This is a genomic window from Caulobacter sp. GW821-FHT11A05, assembly GCF_058809015.1.
This window is the reverse complement of the sequence record NZ_JBXASF010000011.1, coordinates 65,976-83,955: the sequence shown is the minus strand read 5'-3', so window position 1 is coordinate 83,955 and position 17,980 is coordinate 65,976. Positions and strand designations below refer to the sequence as shown.

Below are 17,980 nucleotides of genomic sequence, written 5' to 3'. Positions count from 1 at the left end.
GGCCTAGCCCCGCGCTTTCCGCTCCCGCCGCCGCCTGTGCAGGATGTGTTCGGTATAGCCGTTCGGCTGCTCACGCCCGGCGAACACCAGCTCCAGCGCCGCCTGCCAGGCGATGCTCTCTGGGTGCCCAGCCATCGGCTCGTACAGCGGATCGCCGGCGTTCTGGGCGTCGACCACCCCGGCCATGCGGGCGAAGGTCTCGCGCACCTGGGCCTCGCCGCAGACGCCGTGATGCAGCCAGTTGGCCAGGTGCTGGCTGGAGATGCGCAGGGTGGCGCGGTCCTCCATCAGCCCGACGTCGTGGATGTCCGGCACCTTGGAGCAGCCGACGCCCTGGTCGATCCAGCGGACCACATAGCCGAGCAGGCCCTGGATGTTGTTATCCAGCTCCTGCTGGATGTCGGCCTCATTCCAGTTCGACTTGGCCAGCGGCGGCGTCAGCAGATCGTCCGCGCCGGTCGGCGACGACACGTCCATGCTGGCCCGCACCGCCGCCACGTCCACGGCGTGGTAGTGCAGCGCATGCAGCGTCGCGGCGGTCGGGGAGGGCACCCAGGCGGTGCTGGCCCCGGTCTTGGGATGAGCGACCTTGGCCTCCAGCATGGCCTTCATCATGTCGGGCGCCGCCCACATGCCTTTGCCGATCTGCGCCCGGCCGGTGAAACCGGTGCTCAGGCCGATCTCGACATTGCGCTTTTCATAGGCCGCCAGCCACGGCTCGCCCTTCATCGCCTCCTTGCGGATCATGGCCCCCGCTTCCATGGCCGTGTGAATCTCGTCGCCGGTGCGGTCGAGGAAGCCGGTGTTGATGAAGACGATCCGCTCGCGGGCGGCGTGGATACAGGCGGCGAGGTTTGCGCTGGTCCGCCGCTCCTCGTCCATCACCCCGATCTTGACGGTGTTGCGGGGCAGCCCCAGCACCTCTTCGACCTGATTGAACAGCCGGACCGCCAGGGCCGTCTCCTCCGGGCCGTGCAGCTTGGGTTTGACCACATAGACCGACCCGGCCGGACTGTTGCGCCGGCCACCGTTCAGGTCGTGCATCGCCGCCGCCACGGTGATCAGCGCGTCCAGCACCGTCTCATAGACCGCCACGCCTTCGAACTGGACTGCGTCGCTGGTCATATGGTGGCCGACGTTGCGCACCAGCATCAGGCTGCGGCCGCGCAGGGTCAGCGCCGCGCCGTCCGGCCCGGTGAAGACCCGGTCGGCCTCCAGGGCCCGCGTCTCGGTCCGCCCGCCCTTGGCGAAGCTGGCAGTGAGGTCGCCCTTCATCAGCCCCAGCCAGTTGCGCCAGACCTGAACCTTTTCCTCGGCGTCGACGGCCGCGACGCTGTCCTCGCAGTCCTGGATGGCGGTCAGCGCCGATTCCAGCACCAGGTCCGCCACCCCGGCCGGGTCGTCCCGCCCGATCGGGTGGTCCCGGTCGACGACGATCTCCAGGTGCAGCCCGTTGTGGATCAGCAGCACCCCGGCCGGCGCCCCGGCCTCGCCGCGATGGCCGGCGAACTGCGCCGCGTCCTTCAGCCCCGTCACGCCCGTGGCCAGCGCCACCACCAGCCGGCCATCCTCGACCCGGTAGCCGACGGCGTCCGCGTGCGACCCCTCGGCCAGCGGCGCGGTGCGGTCCAGCAGTTGGCGGGCATAGACGATCACCGCCGCGCCGCGCGTCGCGTCATAGCCTTTGGCCGCCAGCGGCGGGGCCAGGGCGTCGGTGCCGTACAGGGCGTCGTACAGGCTACCCCAGCGGGCATTGGCGGCGTTGAGGGCATAGCGGGCGTTGGACACCGGAACCACCAGCTGCGGCCCGGCCAGCCGGGCGATCTCCGGATCGACGTTGCCGGTGGTGATCTCGAAGGCCGGCGGTTCGGGGGCCAGGTAGCCGATGTCCGTCAGGAAGGCCCGCTGCCCGGCGACGTCGACGGCCTTGCCGCGATGCTCCCGCCACCAGCCGTCGATCCGCGCCTGCAGCTCGTCCCGCCTGGCCAGCAGGGCGGCGTTGCGCGGCATGAAGTCCGCCAGGATGCGCTCCAGCCCGGCCCAGAAGGCGGCCGGCGTCACGCCTGTCCCGGGCAGGAGCTCAGTCTCCACGAAGGCGTGGAGGGTGTCGTCGAGGGTCAGTTTGTCGGTGATCTGCATGCGCTTGCGCCTGTTGGAGGCCCAGTTGGGGGTTGTGTGTGGTCAAGCCGGCGCAGCGGGTCAAGCCCATCGAGGCGCCTTGACCTCGCCACGGTCGGGTGGTTGCTTCCTGGCCGTTGCAAGCATGAGGCGCACCCCGTGTTGGTCCTGATTTCCGCCCTCGCCCTGATGGCCGCCGAAGCGGCGCCCGTCACCCCCGTCGCCCCGATCGAGGTGCGCGAGCCGGTCCGCGCCAGCTTCCCGGTCGGCGCCATCGGCGTCGCCGACCCTGACCGCCTGTCCTGCAAGCGCGAGGCCGTCGTCGGGTCGCGCCGCAAGACCAAGATCTGCGACACCAAGGACGGCTGGCGGAAACGCCAGGATCAGGCCCAGCAGATCATGGACTCCGGCCGGACGACCGGCGACGCCAAGCCGAGATAGGCCAAGCCGAGATACGAATGGCTACCGCCGCGGCCGGATCATTCCCGCCGCCGCCAGCCGCTCGACCAGCCGCCGCAGCGCCGCCTCGTCGGCATGCGGGTGCCAGGCGGCCAGTTCCTGCACGGTGAACGCCGGCCGGCCCAGGATCCAGGTCATCGGCTTGTGCAGCCCTTCCAGCGGAATCGGCGGTCCCTGGGTGCGCAGCACCCAACCTTCGGCGGTGCGCAGCACCTCGGCCGGCCTTGGCGCCGTCTCATAGGCCTCCAGCGGGCCGACGGCCGGCAGGCTGTATTCCGACAGCTCTCCGAAGATCGACCGTTGCAGGTCGGCGACCTCGCCCAGCACCGCGTCGCTGCTCGCAATCGTCTTCAGCCGGTCGGCCAGCTCGCTTAAGCGCGCCTTCAACGCCGCCCCACCGTCCTGCTCAGGCGAGGGCAGCCAATCGCGGAACAGGCTGTCCTTCATCGCCTCCTGCTCCAGCACCCGGAACAGGATCCGCGCCGTCCGCGGCTCGACCGAGAAGGTCACATGCAGCGAGGCCTCGGAACTGGCCAGGGCGTCATGGAATTGGCCGCGCGGGATGTAGAGCAGGTCCCCCGGCCGCATGGTCACCTCGCGCAGCAGCCGGCCCTTCTGGCGGTCCAGCTGGGCCTGCACCTCCGGGTGGTCCGGCGGCCCGACGACGGGATTGTCGGCCCGGCCCTCATAGATGCGCCAGACCTTCTCGCCCTCGGTGTGGAAGGCGAACACCTCATGGGTGTCGAAATGGCTGTTGAAGGCCCGCCGGCCGCCGAACGAGCTGTAGACGTTGGCGCTGGTCAGCCCCAGCAGGGCCTTCTCCAGGGTCCGGGCGACGCCGCGCAGCTCCGGGGTCATGGTCTCGACGGCGTTGGCCACCAGGCTGGCGCCCATCGACAGGAAAACCCGCACCTTGCGCGGGTTCACCCGCAGCTGCTGGCCATCCAGGGTGTTGATGCTGTCGCAATAGTGCTCGGCGGCAATCCGGCGGCCTTCGATGTAGAGTTTGAGCCGAGGCTCGGTCCAGCTGCTGGACACCGACAGGATCTCGTTCCAACGATCCCAGGTCAGAAGACCCTGGCGCGAGCCGGTCCTGGCGGGAATGTGCAGCGGGGCCTTGCCCCGGACCTCGGCGAAGAACTGCTGCGGCGTGATCGGCGCCAGGAGGTCGGCGAAACTGTCCATGCCCCTCGATAGCCGGGGCGCCTCGAAAGGAAAAGGCCGCCGCACCCCGCGAGGGCTGCGACGGCCTCATCTGACCGGTCCCAGGGAGGACGGGACCGGCCCGTCCCGTCCCAAGCCCTACGGCAGGGTGGTCTTCAGCGTCAGGACGACCTTCTCACCGCAGTAGGTGACGCAGTCCAGGTCGCTGTCGTGGTAGCGCAGGTCGAGCGCCAGATGATCGATCGGGGCCCAGCCAACACCGAGGTTCCAGGTGTTGTAGTTGCCGGCGTTCTGGACGTCCTGGCTGCCGAAGGCGCCGCCGACCGACCACTTGTCGTTGATCGCGTAGGCGGCGTTGACTTCGCCGTACAGGGCTTCGCCGGTGTTGCCGAAGAATTCCGGCGAGTAGTACCAGGCGGTGCCCAGGGTCACCGGGCCGACCGGCATCGAGGCCGCGACCTTGGCTTCGAAGAACTCGTAGTCCGAAGCGCTCGAGTCGCCGATGTAGGCGTAGTAGATGGCGGCCAGGTCCAGGGTCACCGGGCCCAGTGCCGGCTTCACGCCGACGTAGAGGTCGAGCTCGGCGTCGGTGTCGTCGCCGAAGTCGACGTTCGACAGCCAAGCGCCGGCGTACAGCGGGCCGTTGGCGATATCGACGCCGCCGAACACCTGCGGGCCGTCCGTCTGGCTGACGCCGCGGAAGATGTAATCGGACGAGATGCCAGCGTTGTAGCTGAACGAGAACTCGTCAGCCGCCGCGTCGTCCTGCGCGAAGGCCGCGCCGCCGAGGGCCAGGGAGGCGGCAGCGCCGACCAGGGCCAGTTTCCAGAATTTCATAGCTATCCCCTTTATGATTGGCGCAAGAAACGCCGAAGCGCCTATGCGTCGCCCCCGTCTCTTCGATCGGAAGTCCCGCGCAAGATGGGCGAAGGGTTCCCGGGCGGCTAACCTCGGCAGCAGCTACAAGGCGCACTGTCGCGGCCTGTCGCCCTTTTGAGCGATGCTCGACCCCCTTCGCCTAACTTTTAGGCAGCGCGGCTTGTGTCACGACTCGTTTTGACAGGCCATTAACGATGCGGCCGGTCCGCATAAAGACGGAACGCGTGGCTTTGGCGCATCGCCGGCGACGGGGAGGCGAGTCGTGACAGCCGCCGAATGCTGATGGGTTTCAGGGCGCCGCCGCCTCGCGGGCCTGCGCCTGCGCCAGCCACCGGCGATACTCCTGCAGGAACGGCGACGCCGGATCCACCAGCTCCAGCAGCTCAGGCATAGCGGCGAGCGCGCGCCGGTTGGGCGCGTTGAGGAACAGCACCACCCCCGACCCCGACGGCTTGGCGACATAGGCGACCGTCTGCTCCGACCAGTCCGCGCCGCCATGGCCCAGCACGGTGGTCCCGCCGTATTTGAGCACGTTGAACCCCAGCCCATAGCCCTGGGCGTCGGGGCAGGGGACAGCCGGGACTGCGCCGCAGTCGACAACGCGCTGGTCGCCCTTGTCGGTCTGCACGCGATCCCGGTCGGCGGCGATGGCCGGGCCATAACCCTGCGCGCCGGCCACTGATTTCAGGAACGCCGCATAGTCGCGAACCGTCGTGACCATGTCGTCGGCGGCCGAATACCCGCCCTCGGGACGGCACCAGCCGGCGCCTTCTGGACGGCAGAAGAAGCCGTGGAACTTGCCCGCCTCATCGACCGGACGGGCGATGGCCGCCGTGTCGGCGCGGCGCACGACGATGCTGCTGCCCGTCATGCGGACCGGCTGGAACACAGTTTCGGCGACGAGCTCTGGAAAGGGCTTGCCCAGCTTTCGCTCCGCGAACCGGGCGACGTATTCGATGCCCTCGCCCGAATAGCCGAAGCGTTCGCCCGGCGGGTGCTGGAAGGCCAGCTTGCCGCCGGGCAGGAAGAACCGCCAGTTCGGAAAGCCGGTCGTGTGGTTGAGCGCCATGCGCGGAGTCAGCAGAAGGTGGCGCGGATCGGCGGCGATGTCGGGGTCGACCCAATAGGGCGCCATCGGTTCGTCCAGCGACAGACGCCCCTGATCCGCCAGGCGCAGGATGGTCTCGGCGGTGACTGTCTTGGTGATCGACGCCACGTTGAAGCGGGTCTGCGCCGTGGTCGGAACGCCGGGAGACTGTTCGCCGTAGTAGCGATCCCAGACCAGCTCGCCGTTCCGGATGACGCCGATCCCTGCAGTGACGATGCCGTGGCGCGTCAGGACGTCGGCGATGGCGCTTTCGGTGTTGGCGGACGGAAGCGGCGGCGAGGCGGCGTCTGCCGATCTGAACGTCGCGCCGCACCCGGCGATGACCACCAGCAGGCCGCACGCCGCCAAGCGCCCGATGGCGCTTCGAAATTTCGACTTCACAGATCCTCCTGGCGGCCGCGCCGCTGTTCGTCCTGGTCAGTCTGGCGACCGCGACCCGGGTCGGAGAAAAAACCCGTGAACCGACGCGAAACCTGCGCCAACCGACATGGCGAGCCGGCTAAACGGTGAGCTCGCGCAGGCGTTTGGCGCCGGCCCGGCTGGTCATGATCCTGGCGCCGTCCTCAAGGTGGAGCAGCAGCCGAGCGTTTCCGGCCGGCTCGGCATGCTCCACCGACGCCAGGCGAACGATATGCGAGCGGTGCGCCCTGACGAACTGGTCGCTTGGCAGGATTTCCTCGAACCGCGCCAGCGAGGTCGTCGACAGGATCTTGCGGGTCCGTGTGAACACCTCCGAATAGCCGTCCGCTCCGGCGATGCGGACCAGGTCGCTCGCCGCAACCGGAACCACCTCCTTGTCGCAACGGATCAGCAGCGATTCGGGCCGGGCGGTCACCGGCGGCCTGGCGGCGGCCTCCGGCGGGGACTGTCGCTGTCGCTGGAGGTCGCCAAGCGCCCGGCGCCAATGGATGAACAGCGCCAGGACTGCATAGACGGTGACGCCCTGGAACATCTGCCAGCTCAGGGCGACGGCCCCGAAGGGCGCCACCCGCAGGCCCTGGTTCATCCAGTTGGGTGTGATCGCGAAGCCGGCCAGGGAGCAGAAATACCAGACGACCGCGAAGGCCACCGCCAGCACGGGGTGCAGCAACGCCGGCCAGGGCGCGGGTCGGCCGACCACGAAACGCGTGACCAGGGGATGGAAGAGGAGGCTGGCGACGACGGCCCCCAGGGTGTTGATCGCCGCGAAGGTGACCGAGCGCGGGAGGGGCTGGTCGAGGGTCGTCGTGAAGGCGAACAGGTATCCCGCGAACAGCAGGCCAAAGCCCGTCAGCATACCCGCGCCGTCCGCCGGGATCGCGCGGCGCAGCGGGCCTGTGACGGGCGGTCTCACGCCGCCGCCCTAGCGCATGGACAGCGAGGCGAAGCCCAGGTGCGCGCCGGCGTCGACCAGCAGGGTCTCGCCCGTCACATGCCGTGAGGCGGGGGAGGCCAGGAACACCGTCGAGGCGGCGATGTCCTCGGCCGTCGAGGCGGCCTGCAGCGGCGTCGACTTGATCACCCCCTCGCGCAGGCGCTCGACGGTCGCGTCGGGCATCGACTTGCCGAACCAGGGGGTGTCGATGAAGCCGGGGCAGACCGCATTGACGCGAATCTTCGGGGCCAGCGCCCTGGCCAGCGACAGGGTCATGGTCGTCATCGCTCCCTTGGAGGCGGCATAAGCCACCGAACTGCCGATGCCGGTCACCGCCGCGATCGAGCTGGTGTTGACCACCGCGCCGGGCTGCGGCGCCGATTCCAGCAGCGCCCGGGCCGCCCGCACCATCTGGAAGGCGCCGACGACGTTGACCGAATAGAGCCGGGTGAAGTCTTCCGCCTGCAGGGCGTCCAGGTCGCTGTGGTTGGGGGCGAACTTGGTCATGCCGGCGTTATTGAACAGGGCGTCGATCTTCCCGAACGGCTCGGCCAGAGCGACGATGGCCTTGCAGGCCGCGTCGTCGGCGACATCGCCCTGGGCCAGGATGCCTTGCGCGCCTTCGGCCTCGACCAGCCGCACCGTCTCGGCCGCCTCGTCCTTGCTGGAGGCATAGTTGACGATCACCGCCCGGGCGCCGCGCTGGGCCACCTCCACCGCGATGGCCCGGCCCAGTCCGGTCGAGCCGCCCGTCACCACCACCACGAAGCCGTCGAAGTCTTTGCCCGCCATGATCTCGCTCCCAACAGATGTTTGACGGTTTGATAGCGTGACCCGCCGCCCTTGTCCCTAGCTGAGGCGGGGTCTACATCGCGCCGATGCAAGAGACCCATCTCACCCAGCTTGGGCAGCACGTCGAAGCCCCGCAACGTCCCGAGGACGCGGTGCTGGAACGCGTGCCCAATCCCCAGGCCGGGGTCCAGTATCTGACCCGCTTCGTGGCCCCGGAGTTCACCTCCCTGTGCCCGGTCACCGGCCAGCCCGACTTCGCCCACCTGGTCATCGACTATGTGCCGGGCGACTGGCTGATCGAGAGCAAGTCCCTGAAGCTCTACCTGGCCAGCTTCCGCAACCACGGCGCCTTCCACGAGGACTGCACCGTCGCCATCGGCCGCCGCTTCTTCGAGACGGCGGAGGCGAAGTGGCTGCGCATCGGCGGCTACTGGTACCCCCGCGGCGGCATCCCCATCGATGTCTTCTGGCAGAGCGGCGCCCCGCCGGAGGGCCTCTGGCTGCCGGATCAGGGCGTGGCCCCGTATCGCGGACGGGGATAGGCCGTCGCCGGCTTGGCTTGACGAGCGTTCGACCGAAAAATATCGTTCGGCGAACGAGGTTTTCATGACTCGACGCCTGGGCTGGCTGTGGATGGGTGTCGGGCTGCTGGCCTGTTCGGTGAGCGCTCAGGAGAGGGCGACGACGGTCGAGGGCGTCGAGATCCGGGCGCAGAAACGCAAAACCGACCAGCAGAATATCGAGGCCTATGTCGATGGCGTGTCGGTCAATACCGCCAACCGAAGACTTGGCCGCTGGGACAAGTCCATCTGCCCCTTCATCGACGGCATAAAGCCAGAGTACGGCGGTCTGGTGCGCGAAAGAATCGAAAAGGCGGCGCGGGTGGCGGGCCTGACCGTCGGTCCGCCGGGTTGTTCCGCAAATCTCTATGTGAGTTTCACCTCGGACTCCGACGCCTTCGTGAAGGCCGCGGTCAAGAAGGACGCCTTTGCCTTCTCAACGAATGACCTGGAGATGACGGCGGGAAAGACGGCGTTCAAGAAATTCAATGCGACCACGGCGCCGGTCCGCTGGTGGTTCGTATCGGCGAGGGTGACCGTGGATGGCAAGATTTTCATTCGAGAACCTGGCGGCAATCCGCCGGTCTTCATCAGCGCCGATGGCGTGTTGCGAAACAAGCCGACGACCCGGGAAGACTTCTCCAGGGCCATTGTCGTGGTCGATACGACAAGGGTCGGAAAGATCGAGTTTGGCGCTCTCTGTGACTACATTGCCTACGTCAGCGTCGCGCAGGTCGATCCGGAATTCAGCGGCTCGCCGGTTCCCTCGATCCTGAACCTGTTTCTGGACCGCGACGCCGGAAAGCCGCCGGTGCTCGAGCTCACCCCTTGGGACAGGTCCTATCTGACGGCTCTCTACCTGGCGCCGCGTGAGGTCAATCGCGGCCACGTTCAGATGAGCGCGATGAAGCGGCGCATGGCCTCCGACATCCTGGGTTCTCCAAAGCCCGCCGATCGGTAGGGAAGTTCGCGTGCCCTGTGACGCCCCGTCACCGGTTCCCAGCTCGTAACATGAATATGTCTAGACATATTCAAAATGGCCCAAGACGGGCCGATTGCCGGCCCCACTGATATGTAGGTTGGCGAGGTCACGAACCGGGCGACATCTGGCAACCCTCGACCTGCGGACCGACCTACGCCTCGGCCCACATTCGCCAACAGCCGATCCACGCGCCGGGCACGCTATTTCAATGACTTAACTGAAACCAGCGCCCTCGACCGCCCGCGCTCAGGTTACAATGGTTGGCCGCTTCGATAAGCGCCGCTACCGCACCTGCACCAGGCTGGGGAAGCAGCGACCGATCTGGCCGGGGGTTTCGGAGTCCTGGAAGACCTCCTCCTGGCCCGGCGAGCACCAGTTCTGGCGCTGGACCGAGACCGTCCAGCTGAACCGCGCGCCTTCGACGGGGGCGCCGTCGGCGCTCATCACCCGGGCCTTGGCCATCGCCGCGCTGGCGGCCTCCTGGAACTGCGGGACGTCGGGCGTGCCGCCGGTCGAGGTGCAGGTCAGCCGGCCGTTGGCGCGGGCTGTGCAGTCGAAGTTGGCGCTGAAGGTTTCGTAGCGGTCCTGGCCGCTCATCGACCACTTGCCCATGGTCGGGAAGCGCGACCAGTTCAGGCCCGGACCCGGTTGGAAGCTGGCCGGCAGGTCGGCCCCGCCCCAGGTCCCGAACTTGAGGCGGAAGCCGAAGGTACGGCCGCGCGGATCGCCGCCGTCGACGGCCTCGACCCGGGCGCGGCTCATCACCGCCAGCGCCGAGGCCCCGAAGCCGGCCCGTTCGGGCGACTCGGAGACCACCTTGCAGCTGAGGTCGCCGCTGGTGTTGCGGGCCGAGCAGGCCACCTCGGCCATGCCGCGGCCGATCTGCTTGGCCTTGGCGCGGACCGGATAGTGGCGGGCCATGTCGACGACGGTCGGCGGGTTCTTCCACTTCAGCCCGACCTTGTCGTAGGTCGGCAGCGGCTGGGAGGCGGCGGCCGGCAGGCAGAGGGCTAGCGCGGTCAGCGGCGCGGCGATGGCGAGGAGGCGCATGTCGAAATCCCAATCCCGAAAAAGTCGGGGAAACCTAACGAGGCCCGGGCGGGCCCGCCAGTTAAACCCCTGTCATGGCGCCAATCAGGGCGTTTGGCGCCAGACGCTGGTCAGCGCCGCCACCTCAGGCCGCACCCGCTCGGCCGGCGCCTCGGAGGGCGTGCCGATCCACACATAGCCGGCCACCCGCTCCTCGGCCGTCAGACCCAGCAGGGCCCGGGCCTCGTCGTCGTAGGCGTACCAGTCGGTGATCCAGTTGGCGCCGTAGCCCATGGCGGCGGCGGCCTGCAGCAGGTTGGCGCAGACGGCCCCGGCCGACAGCAGCTGTTCCCACTCCGGGATGTCGCCCGCCTTGGGGCTGGAGACCACGGCGACGCCCATTGGCGGGGCCTTCAGCTTGCCGAGCTTGGCCAGCAGCTTGGCCGCGTCATTCCGCTTGGCGGCGATGGCCTCCAGGCCGGCGGCGAAGGCGGCCTTGCCCTCGCCGGTCAGGACGATGAACCGCCAGGGGGCCAGCTTGCCATGGTCGGGAACCCGGGCGGCCAGCCGCAGCAGGTCAGCCAGCTGGGTCTCGCTCGGACCCGGCGCCGCCAGGGTCAGGGCCGAGGCCGAGCGGCGGCGGGCCAGGAAGTCCAGTACGGGCTGGGAAGTGGATTGGGGCAGGCTTTCGCCGAACGCGGGGGAGGGGGGAACTGTTGGCACAGGGGGGATCAGACGTCCTGCCGCTTGGGGTCGATGGATTCGTCCAGCTGCCGCAGGTGGATGCGTTCCTGCGGCGCCAGCACCCGGTACTTCGATTCCAGGTCCGGGCTGCGCTCGCCGTCGATGGTCACCACGGTCGTCAGCTCGCCGGTGCCGGCGTCGCGGAAAAAGGACTCGCAGACCCGCTTGCCCTCGTATTCCGACAGCGACTCCTGGAACAGGGCGCTGATCGACAGCGCCTGTTCCATCGGGGCGGGCTCGCCGTCGGCCAGCACCCGAAGCGTCAGGCTGGCCGTCGAATAGGTGCTGCACAGGGCGCCGTCCTCGATGGTGGCCGTCTCCTGCATGACCACCTCGTAGTCGGGTTCGAAGCTGATGCGGAAGCGGTAGGTGTGCAGCACCTGGTCCTGCGGCAGCAGTTCCATGAAGCCGACGTCTTCGCAGCTGTCGTCGCGGTCGCGCCAGCCGCCGCACAGCGGATTGCCGCTCTGGGCCAAGCCGCGCAGGGCCTCGCGGTCCAGCGGCGCCTCACCGGCCAGGGCGGCGGGCGCGATCGACAGGCTGGCAAGCGCCGCCAGCGTCAGCAGGATGGTCTTCATGAGCAGGGTTCTTCCCATCGCGACCGACAAGGGATAAGGCCGCCACCCCGCTGACGCAACGCCCCCGGGGAAAACCTGTTGGGCTGAGATGTCGCGTTAACAGTGGCGACGGGCGAGATGGCTTACCATATGCCCCTAAAGGGCAGGCTGGCGGGTGATCTTGCGCGTTTCGTGCTAGGATTGGCGCCAGGTTTGAGGGAGGCCGCGCATGGCCAAGCATCTTGAAGTGGTCGAGCCGGCCGTCGCGCCGCCGGTCTGGGCCTCGTTGCGCAACGAGGCCGAGCGCGCCTCAAGGGACGAGCCGGCCCTGGCCAGCCTCCTGAATTCCGTCATCCTGGCGCACGACCGCCTGGCCGACGCGCTGAGCTTCCAGCTGGCCCGCAAGATCGCCGACCAGGAGCTGCGGGCCATGAGCGCCCGCGAGTTCGCCCAGGAAGCCTATGAGGCTGACCCCGGCATCATCGCCGCCGCCGAGGCCGACCTGCGCGCCGTCTTCGAGCGCGATCCGGCCTGCAAGGGTTACGTGCAGCCGTTCCTGTTCTTCAAGGGCTTCATGGCCCTGCAGACCCATCGCGTCTCCCACTGGATGTGGACCCATGGGCGCGAGACGCTCGCCCACTACCTGCAGAGCCGGGCCAGCGAGATCTTCCAGGTCGACATCCATCCGGCCGCCAAGGTCGGCTCCGGCATCTTCCTCGACCACGGCACCGGCATCGTCATCGGCGAGACCGCCGTCATCGGCGACGACGTCTCCATGCTGCATGGCGTGACGCTGGGCGGCACCGGGGCCGAACGCGGCGACCGCCACCCCAAGATCGGCAAGGGCGTCCTGTTGGGCGCCGGGGCCAAGGTGCTGGGCAACATCAAGATCGGCGACTACGCCAAGGTGGCCTCCGGTTCGGTGGTGCTGAAGCCGGTGCCGGCCGGCTGCACCGCCGCCGGCGTGCCGGCCCGCCTGGTCAACTGCCCGACCTGCGAGGAGCCGGCCCGGACCATGGACCACACCCTCGCCGACATCGTCTACGACTACGTGATCTGAGTTTGGGCTTGCGCCCGGCCCGTTCGTGGCTAGTTTCCGCGCGAAATCAGTACCTCTGCATCGGAGCCCGCCCGTGGACGACGTCGCCATCAAGAAAGTCGAAGCCCACCTCAAGCGGACCTTCGGCAACCCGCACGTGGCGGTGAAGGCCCGCAAGCAGAAGGATTCGGCCGAGGTCGAGCTGAAGGGCGAGTTCATCGGCGTCATCTACGAAGACGAGGATGAGGCCGGCTCCTACATGTTCGAGATGGCCATCCTGGCGGAAGACCTGGAGTAATCCTCCGCTTGGACCCGCGCGATACATACAGCTATCGCCGGGACCCCTCCGTGCCGTCGTTTCCGGACGACAGGCCGATCATCGTCTTCGATGGCCATTGCGTCTTCTGCAGCCGCGGCATGCGCGCCATCCTGGCGCTGGACAAGGCGGGCCAGTTCCGCCTGCTGCCGGCCCAGACCCCGCTCGGCGAGGCGCTCTACAAGCACTATGGCCTCGATCCGAACGACTATGAGAGCAACATCCTGATCGAGGATGGCGTCGCCCGTTTCAAGGCCGACGGCGCCATGCGGATGGCCGAACGCCTCGGCTGGCCATGGAAGCTGGCCTGCCTGGGTCGCCTGCTGCCCCGCCGCTGGGCCGACGCCCTCTACGAGCTGGTGGCCCGTAACCGCATGAAGATCTTCGGCCGCAGCCCCGTCTGCTACCGCCCCGATCCCGCCTATGCCGACCGGGTGCTGGGGTGAGCCTCACCGTCCTCATCGTCGGCGGCTACGGCGTGTTCGGGGCGCGGCTCGCCCGCCTGCTGGCCCACGAGCCGCGCCTGCGCCTGCTGATCGCAGGCCGCTCGGCCGACAAGGCCGGCGCCTTCTGCGCCCGCTGGGCCCAGTCCGGCGGCGCCATCCTCGAGCCGACCCTGTTTGACCGGAACGGCGACGTGGTCCAACAGCTGGCGACCCTCACCCCCGACCTCGTGGTCGACGGCAGCGGGCCCTTTCAGGCCTACGGCGAGGCCCCGTTCCGCCTGGTCGAGGCCTGTCTGGCGCGCGGCTGCGACTACCTCGACCTGGCCGACGCCAGCGACTTCGTGCTCGGCGTCGAGCGCTTCGACGCCCTCGCCAAGGACAAGGGCGCCTTCGCCATCAGCGGGACCAGCACCTGTCCGGCCCTGACCGCCGCCGCCATCGGCGAGCTGACCGACAGCTGGGCTGCCGTCCACGACATCAGCGCCGGCATCGCCCCGTCGCCCCATGCCGACGTCGGCGTCAGCGTCCTGCAGGCCATCACCAGCTACGCCGGCAAGCCCGTGCCGTTGCTGCGCAATGCCCGGCCGGCCACCGGCCTGGGCCTGGTCGAGGCCCGCAACGTCACCATCGCCCCGCCGGGCCGGCTGCCGCTGTTCAGCACCCGTTTCTCCCTGGTCGACGTGCCCGATCTGACGGCCCTGCCCAAGCTCTGGCCCAGCGTCCGCGACATCTGGCTCGGCGCCGGCCCGCGCCCTGAGCTGCTGCACCGGATGCTGAACGCCCTGGCGCGGATCGTCAGCCTTGGCGTCCCGCTGCCGCTGGTGAAGCTGTCGGGCCTGTTCCACGCCGCCAAGACCCGGCTGAAGTGGGGCGAGGACCGCGGCGGCATGTTCGTCCGCGTCGCCGGCCTGGACGGCGAGGGCAGGCCGGCCGCCCGTTCCTGGAACCTGATCGCCGAGGGCGACGACGGCCCCTTCATCCCGGCCATGGCCGCCGCTGCCATCGTCCTGAACCTGCTGGACGGCCGCCGCCCGCGCAGCGGCGCCCGCACGGCCGCCGGCTCCGTCACCCTGGCCGACTACCAGCCCCTGTTCGCCGCCCGCCGCATCGTCACCGGCGTCCGCGACGAGCTGCCCACCTCCGCCCCCGTCTACCAGCAGGTCACCGCCAACGCCTGGCCGGACCTACCGCCGGCTGTCCGCGCGATGCACGACCTGCCGGAGGGCGGCCGGATGACCGCCGAGGGCCGGGTCGACGTCGACCGGGGCAGGAGCCCGCTGGCCCAGCTGGCGGCGGCCATCATCGGCTTCCCCGGCGCCCAGAAGGACGGCCACGTCCGCGTCGACTTCGAGCGCAAGGCTGGCGTCGAGACCTGGACCCGCACCTTCGGCAACCAGAGCTTCACCAGCCGCCAGTTCGCCGGTCAGGGCCGTGCGGCGATGCTGGCGGTCGAGGCCTTCGGTCCCATGGGCTGCGGCATGGCCCCGGTGCTGGACGGCGACCGCCTGCTGCTCATCCCCCGTCGCTGGATGCTCTTCGGCCTCGGCCTGCCGGCCTGGCTGTTCCCGCGCATCGAGGCCTGGGAAGCCGACGAAGCCGGCCGCTTCCGCTTCCACGTCGACATCTCGCACCCGCTAACCGGGCCGATCGTGCTCTATCGCGGCTGGCTTGTCCAAATTGGACAAAATGGGTAATCTGTTCACTGGAGGCAGGCCCATGGCTGATGGAACCTGGACAGCGGCCGACGCCAAGGCGCGCTTCGGTGAGGTGATCGACCGGGCGCGCTCGGATGGCCCGCAGCGCGTTACCCGCAACGGCCGCGAGGCGGTCGTCGTCCTGTCGGCGGAGGCCTACCAGGAACTCAGCGGTCGCCCGGTCGGCTGGCAGGGCAAGAGCCTGACCGAGGTTCTCTTCGATCCGGCCATCCGAGGCATGAGCGAAGAAGAGCACGAACAGGCCTTCGGTCGAAGCAAGGAACTGCCGCGGCCGGTCGATCTCTGATGTTCCTGCTGGACACCAACGTCGTGTCCGAGGGCATCAAGGCGGCGCCAAATCCGAACGTCACCGCCTGGATCGACGCGCACCTCTCGGATGGGCTGTTTCTCAGTGTCGTCAGCCTGGCGGAGATTCGCTACGGCATAGAGGCTCTACCCGAGAGCGCATACCGTCGCCGGCTCGAAGCCTGGTATCCTGGGGTCGTTGGGAGCTTCGAGGGGCGTACGCTCCATATCGACCGGGAAATCTCGGAAACCTGGGGCCGGTTACGCCGCCAATCCGAGGTCGCCCGTCGGACCATGCCGGCCATGGATCTGTTCCTGGCCGCGACGGCCGAGGCGCACGGTCTGACCTTGGTCACCCGCAACGTCAGGGACTTCGCCGGTTGGAACGGTGAAGTCCTGAATCCCTGGGACGCCTAAGCCGCCCCCTTCTTCCCCTGTCCGGCGCTGTAGGCATAGAGCAGGGCCAGCACGGCCACGAACCCGCCGAAGCCGATCAGGATGCCGGGGCCTTCGAAGGCCTCGCCGGCCAGGGCCAGCGGGTTCTGGTTGCCGGTGGCGACGATGAGGCCGGCCAGGGCCACGCCGAACAGGCTCTCGCCGACGATCAGGCCCGAGGCCAGCAGCACGCCCATCCGCTTGATCGCCTCGCCGGCCGGCTTGCCGTCGGCCCAGCGGTCGAAGGCCCAGCCGCTGACGGCGCCCAGCACGACCGCCGCCGTGGTGGTCATCGGCAGGTAGATGCCGATGCCGACGGCCAGCGGCGGCAGGCGGAAGCGGCCGGTCATCCGCAGCACCTCGTCGACTGCCACGATGCCAAGACCGACTAGGCCGCCGATACCGATCAGCCCCCAATCGAGGCCGCCTTCCAGCACCCCCTTGGCCAGAGCCGAGATCAGCGTCGCCTGCGGCGCGGGCAGGGCGTCGGGCGTGGCGTTGGCCGCGCCGGCGAAGCCGTAGGCGTGGTTCAACAGGTCGAGGATTGGCGGAATGACCAGGGCCCCGGCGATGACGCCGACCACCAGCGCCACCTGCTGCTTCCAGGGCGTGGCGCCGACCAGCTGGCCGGTCTTGAGGTCCTGCAGGTTGTCGTTGGCGATGGTGGCGACGGCGAAGACCACGGCCGTGGCGAACAGGGCGAAGGCGACCAGCACCGGCCCGGCGTCGGGCGCCAGGGTCGTTCGGGCCAGCACCAGCAGCAGGGCCGCGCCCAGCACCGCCAGGATGCCGATGCCCGACAGCGGGCTGTTGGAGCTGCCGATCAGCCCGGCCATGTAGCCGCAGATGGCCGCAACCAGAAAGCCGACGACGACGATGTAGACCAGCGAGCCGGCGATCAGGCCGACAGCCCCGATGCCGCCGATGCCGCCGGCATGGAGGAAGGTCCACAGCAGCCAGGCGAGGGGGACGAGCGCCAGGACGCTGACCGTGGCGACGATGCCGATGGGGATGTCGCGCTCGGTGATGTCGAGGCTGGCGGCCTGGCCGGCGCTGCGCTTGGCCTGCGCCGCCAGGGCGCTCATCAGGCCGGTCCACAGCGGCGCGGCCAGCCGGCCCAGGGTCCAGAGGGCGGCGACGCCGATGGCGCCGGCTCCCATGAAACGGACCTTGGTGCGCCAGACGGTGGTGGCGATCTCGGCGATGTCGCCCGTGCCGACCAGGCCGGCGGTCATGATCGGCGTGGCGACGCCCCAGGCGATGACCAGCCCGGCGAACATGGCCAGGCCGACGGAGATGCCGACCAGATGGCCGGCCCCGAACAGGGCCAGGGAGAAGGAGGTTCCGGCCGCGCCGGCCCCGGCGCCGACCTTGAAGAACTTGGTGAACTCGGTCGCCGCCAGCTGCGTGGCGGTCAGGGCGGCGAAGGCGGCCGAGACGATGGAGGAGACGATGACCACCATCAGCCCGGCCTTGCCCTCGGCGGCGGCGGCCTTTTCAGAGCCGCGTGAGCCAGAGCCGACTTTGAGCACCTCAGCTGCGGCGACGCCTTCGGGGTAGGGCAGGTCGGAGGTGGTCACCAGGGCCCGGCGCAGCGGGATGGAATACATCACCCCCAGGACGCCGCCGATGGCGCAGACCGCGAACGAGGTCCAGAACGGAAAGCCGCTCCACCAGCCGATCATCACCAGTCCGGGCAGGACGAAGATGATCGAAGACAGGGTGCCGGCCGAGCTGGCCACCGTCTGGACGATGTTGTTTTCCCAGATGGTCGCCGACTTGAAGTCCCGCAGCACCGCCATCGAAATCACCGCCGCCGGGATCGAGGAGGCGAAGGTCAGGCCGACCCTCAGGCCCAGGTAGACGTTGGCCGCCGTGAACACGAGGGTGATGAGGACGCCGAGGATCAGGCCCCGGATCGTCAGTTCGATCCGGTGATCAACGGCGGCGGTCTGGTCGGTCACAGGCTTGATCCCCACTGCTTTGGGCGCGGAGAGT

General features: G+C 69.0%; 19 protein-coding genes. 9 read left to right on the top strand and 10 right to left on the bottom strand.

Going from position 1 to position 17,980, the window contains the following annotated elements:
* Window positions 1-3: 3 nt before the first annotated feature.
* Window positions 4-2,139, bottom strand: coding sequence for a malate synthase G (locus AC1RSK_RS16220; protein ID WP_492908621.1), 2,136 nt, complete (start codon window positions 2,137-2,139; stop codon window positions 4-6).
* A gap of 138 nt (window positions 2,140-2,277) precedes the next feature.
* On the opposite strand from AC1RSK_RS16220, the gene AC1RSK_RS16215 reads away from it, so the two are divergent.
* Window positions 2,278-2,559, top strand: coding sequence for a hypothetical protein (locus AC1RSK_RS16215; RefSeq protein ID WP_492908620.1), 282 nt, complete (start codon window positions 2,278-2,280; stop codon window positions 2,557-2,559).
* A gap of 21 nt (window positions 2,560-2,580) precedes the next feature.
* On the opposite strand, the gene AC1RSK_RS16210 is transcribed toward AC1RSK_RS16215, so the two are convergent.
* The 5 genes from AC1RSK_RS16210 to AC1RSK_RS16190 all read right to left on the bottom strand — a co-directional run bounded on the left by AC1RSK_RS16210 (window position 2,581) and on the right by AC1RSK_RS16190 (window position 7,874).
* Window positions 2,581-3,762: a JmjC domain-containing protein gene (locus AC1RSK_RS16210; protein WP_492908619.1), complete on the bottom strand. Its 1,182-nt coding sequence runs from the start codon at window positions 3,760-3,762 to the stop codon at window positions 2,581-2,583.
* Between the two features lie 117 nt (window positions 3,763-3,879).
* Window positions 3,880-4,578, bottom strand: coding sequence for a TorF family putative porin (locus AC1RSK_RS16205; protein WP_492908618.1), 699 nt, complete (start codon window positions 4,576-4,578; stop codon window positions 3,880-3,882).
* Between the two features lie 331 nt (window positions 4,579-4,909).
* The gene (locus AC1RSK_RS16200) at window positions 4,910-6,109 is read right to left on the bottom strand and encodes a serine hydrolase domain-containing protein (protein WP_492908616.1); all 1,200 of its coding nucleotides are present in this window, start codon (window positions 6,107-6,109) and stop codon (window positions 4,910-4,912) included.
* A gap of 118 nt (window positions 6,110-6,227) precedes the next feature.
* Window positions 6,228-7,004, bottom strand: coding sequence for a LytR/AlgR family response regulator transcription factor (locus AC1RSK_RS16195; protein ID WP_492908615.1), 777 nt, complete (start codon window positions 7,002-7,004; stop codon window positions 6,228-6,230).
* Between the two features lie 66 nt (window positions 7,005-7,070).
* Complete coding sequence (locus tag AC1RSK_RS16190) at window positions 7,071-7,874, bottom strand: SDR family NAD(P)-dependent oxidoreductase (protein WP_492908614.1); 804 nt, start codon at window positions 7,872-7,874, stop codon at window positions 7,071-7,073.
* An 86-nt stretch (window positions 7,875-7,960) separates the two neighbouring features.
* Here AC1RSK_RS16190 and queF point away from each other — a divergent pair, with 86 nt between their 5' ends.
* Together queF and AC1RSK_RS16180 are read left to right on the top strand one after the other, a co-directional pair.
* A complete protein-coding gene (gene queF, locus AC1RSK_RS16185; protein ID WP_492908613.1) occupies window positions 7,961-8,416 on the top strand; it encodes a preQ(1) synthase in 456 nt (151 codons plus the stop codon).
* A gap of 64 nt (window positions 8,417-8,480) precedes the next feature.
* The gene (locus tag AC1RSK_RS16180) at window positions 8,481-9,395 is read left to right on the top strand and encodes a hypothetical protein (protein WP_492908612.1); all 915 of its coding nucleotides are present in this window, start codon (window positions 8,481-8,483) and stop codon (window positions 9,393-9,395) included.
* 303 nt (window positions 9,396-9,698) lie between these two features.
* On the opposite strand, the gene AC1RSK_RS16175 is transcribed toward AC1RSK_RS16180, so the two are convergent.
* The 3 genes from AC1RSK_RS16175 to AC1RSK_RS16165 form a co-directional block, all read right to left on the bottom strand.
* Window positions 9,699-10,466, bottom strand: coding sequence for a hypothetical protein (locus AC1RSK_RS16175; RefSeq protein WP_492908611.1), 768 nt, complete (start codon window positions 10,464-10,466; stop codon window positions 9,699-9,701).
* 84 nt (window positions 10,467-10,550) lie between these two features.
* Window positions 10,551-11,168 carry a nitroreductase family protein gene (locus AC1RSK_RS16170; RefSeq protein WP_492908610.1) on the bottom strand — a complete coding sequence of 206 codons (618 nt, stop codon included), beginning with the start codon at window positions 11,166-11,168 and terminating at the stop codon, window positions 10,551-10,553.
* Between the two features lie 8 nt (window positions 11,169-11,176).
* Complete coding sequence (locus AC1RSK_RS16165) at window positions 11,177-11,767, bottom strand: hypothetical protein (RefSeq protein ID WP_492908609.1); 591 nt, start codon at window positions 11,765-11,767, stop codon at window positions 11,177-11,179.
* Between the two features lie 208 nt (window positions 11,768-11,975).
* Between AC1RSK_RS16165 and cysE the strand changes: the two genes are divergently transcribed.
* The 6 genes from cysE to AC1RSK_RS16135 all read left to right on the top strand — a co-directional run bounded on the left by cysE (window position 11,976) and on the right by AC1RSK_RS16135 (window position 15,964).
* Entirely contained in the window at window positions 11,976-12,806 is an 831-nt protein-coding gene (cysE, locus tag AC1RSK_RS16160) for a serine O-acetyltransferase (protein ID WP_492908608.1), read from the top strand.
* Between the two features lie 73 nt (window positions 12,807-12,879).
* Window positions 12,880-13,083: a DUF3126 family protein gene (locus AC1RSK_RS16155; RefSeq protein WP_166574657.1), complete on the top strand. Its 204-nt coding sequence runs from the start codon at window positions 12,880-12,882 to the stop codon at window positions 13,081-13,083.
* 50 nt (window positions 13,084-13,133) lie between these two features.
* Entirely contained in the window at window positions 13,134-13,547 is a 414-nt protein-coding gene (locus tag AC1RSK_RS16150) for a thiol-disulfide oxidoreductase DCC family protein (RefSeq protein ID WP_492908607.1), read from the top strand.
* The gene (locus tag AC1RSK_RS16145) at window positions 13,544-15,241 is read left to right on the top strand and encodes a saccharopine dehydrogenase family protein (protein ID WP_492908606.1); all 1,698 of its coding nucleotides are present in this window, start codon (window positions 13,544-13,546) and stop codon (window positions 15,239-15,241) included. The genes AC1RSK_RS16150 and AC1RSK_RS16145 overlap by 4 nt, the downstream gene beginning before the upstream one ends.
* Before the next feature lie 22 nt (window positions 15,242-15,263).
* Window positions 15,264-15,548: a type II toxin-antitoxin system Phd/YefM family antitoxin gene (locus AC1RSK_RS16140; RefSeq protein WP_492908605.1), complete on the top strand. Its 285-nt coding sequence runs from the start codon at window positions 15,264-15,266 to the stop codon at window positions 15,546-15,548.
* Entirely contained in the window at window positions 15,548-15,964 is a 417-nt protein-coding gene (locus AC1RSK_RS16135) for a type II toxin-antitoxin system VapC family toxin (protein WP_492908604.1), read from the top strand. Before AC1RSK_RS16140 ends, AC1RSK_RS16135 begins: the two co-directional genes overlap by 1 nt.
* Here AC1RSK_RS16135 and AC1RSK_RS16130 read toward each other — a convergent pair.
* Window positions 15,961-17,946, bottom strand: a complete 1,986-nt coding sequence (locus AC1RSK_RS16130; protein WP_492908603.1) for an OPT family oligopeptide transporter — start codon at window positions 17,944-17,946, stop codon at window positions 15,961-15,963. The two genes, AC1RSK_RS16135 and AC1RSK_RS16130, sit on opposite strands and share 4 nt — an antisense overlap.
* Between the last annotated feature and the right edge of the window lie 34 nt (window positions 17,947-17,980).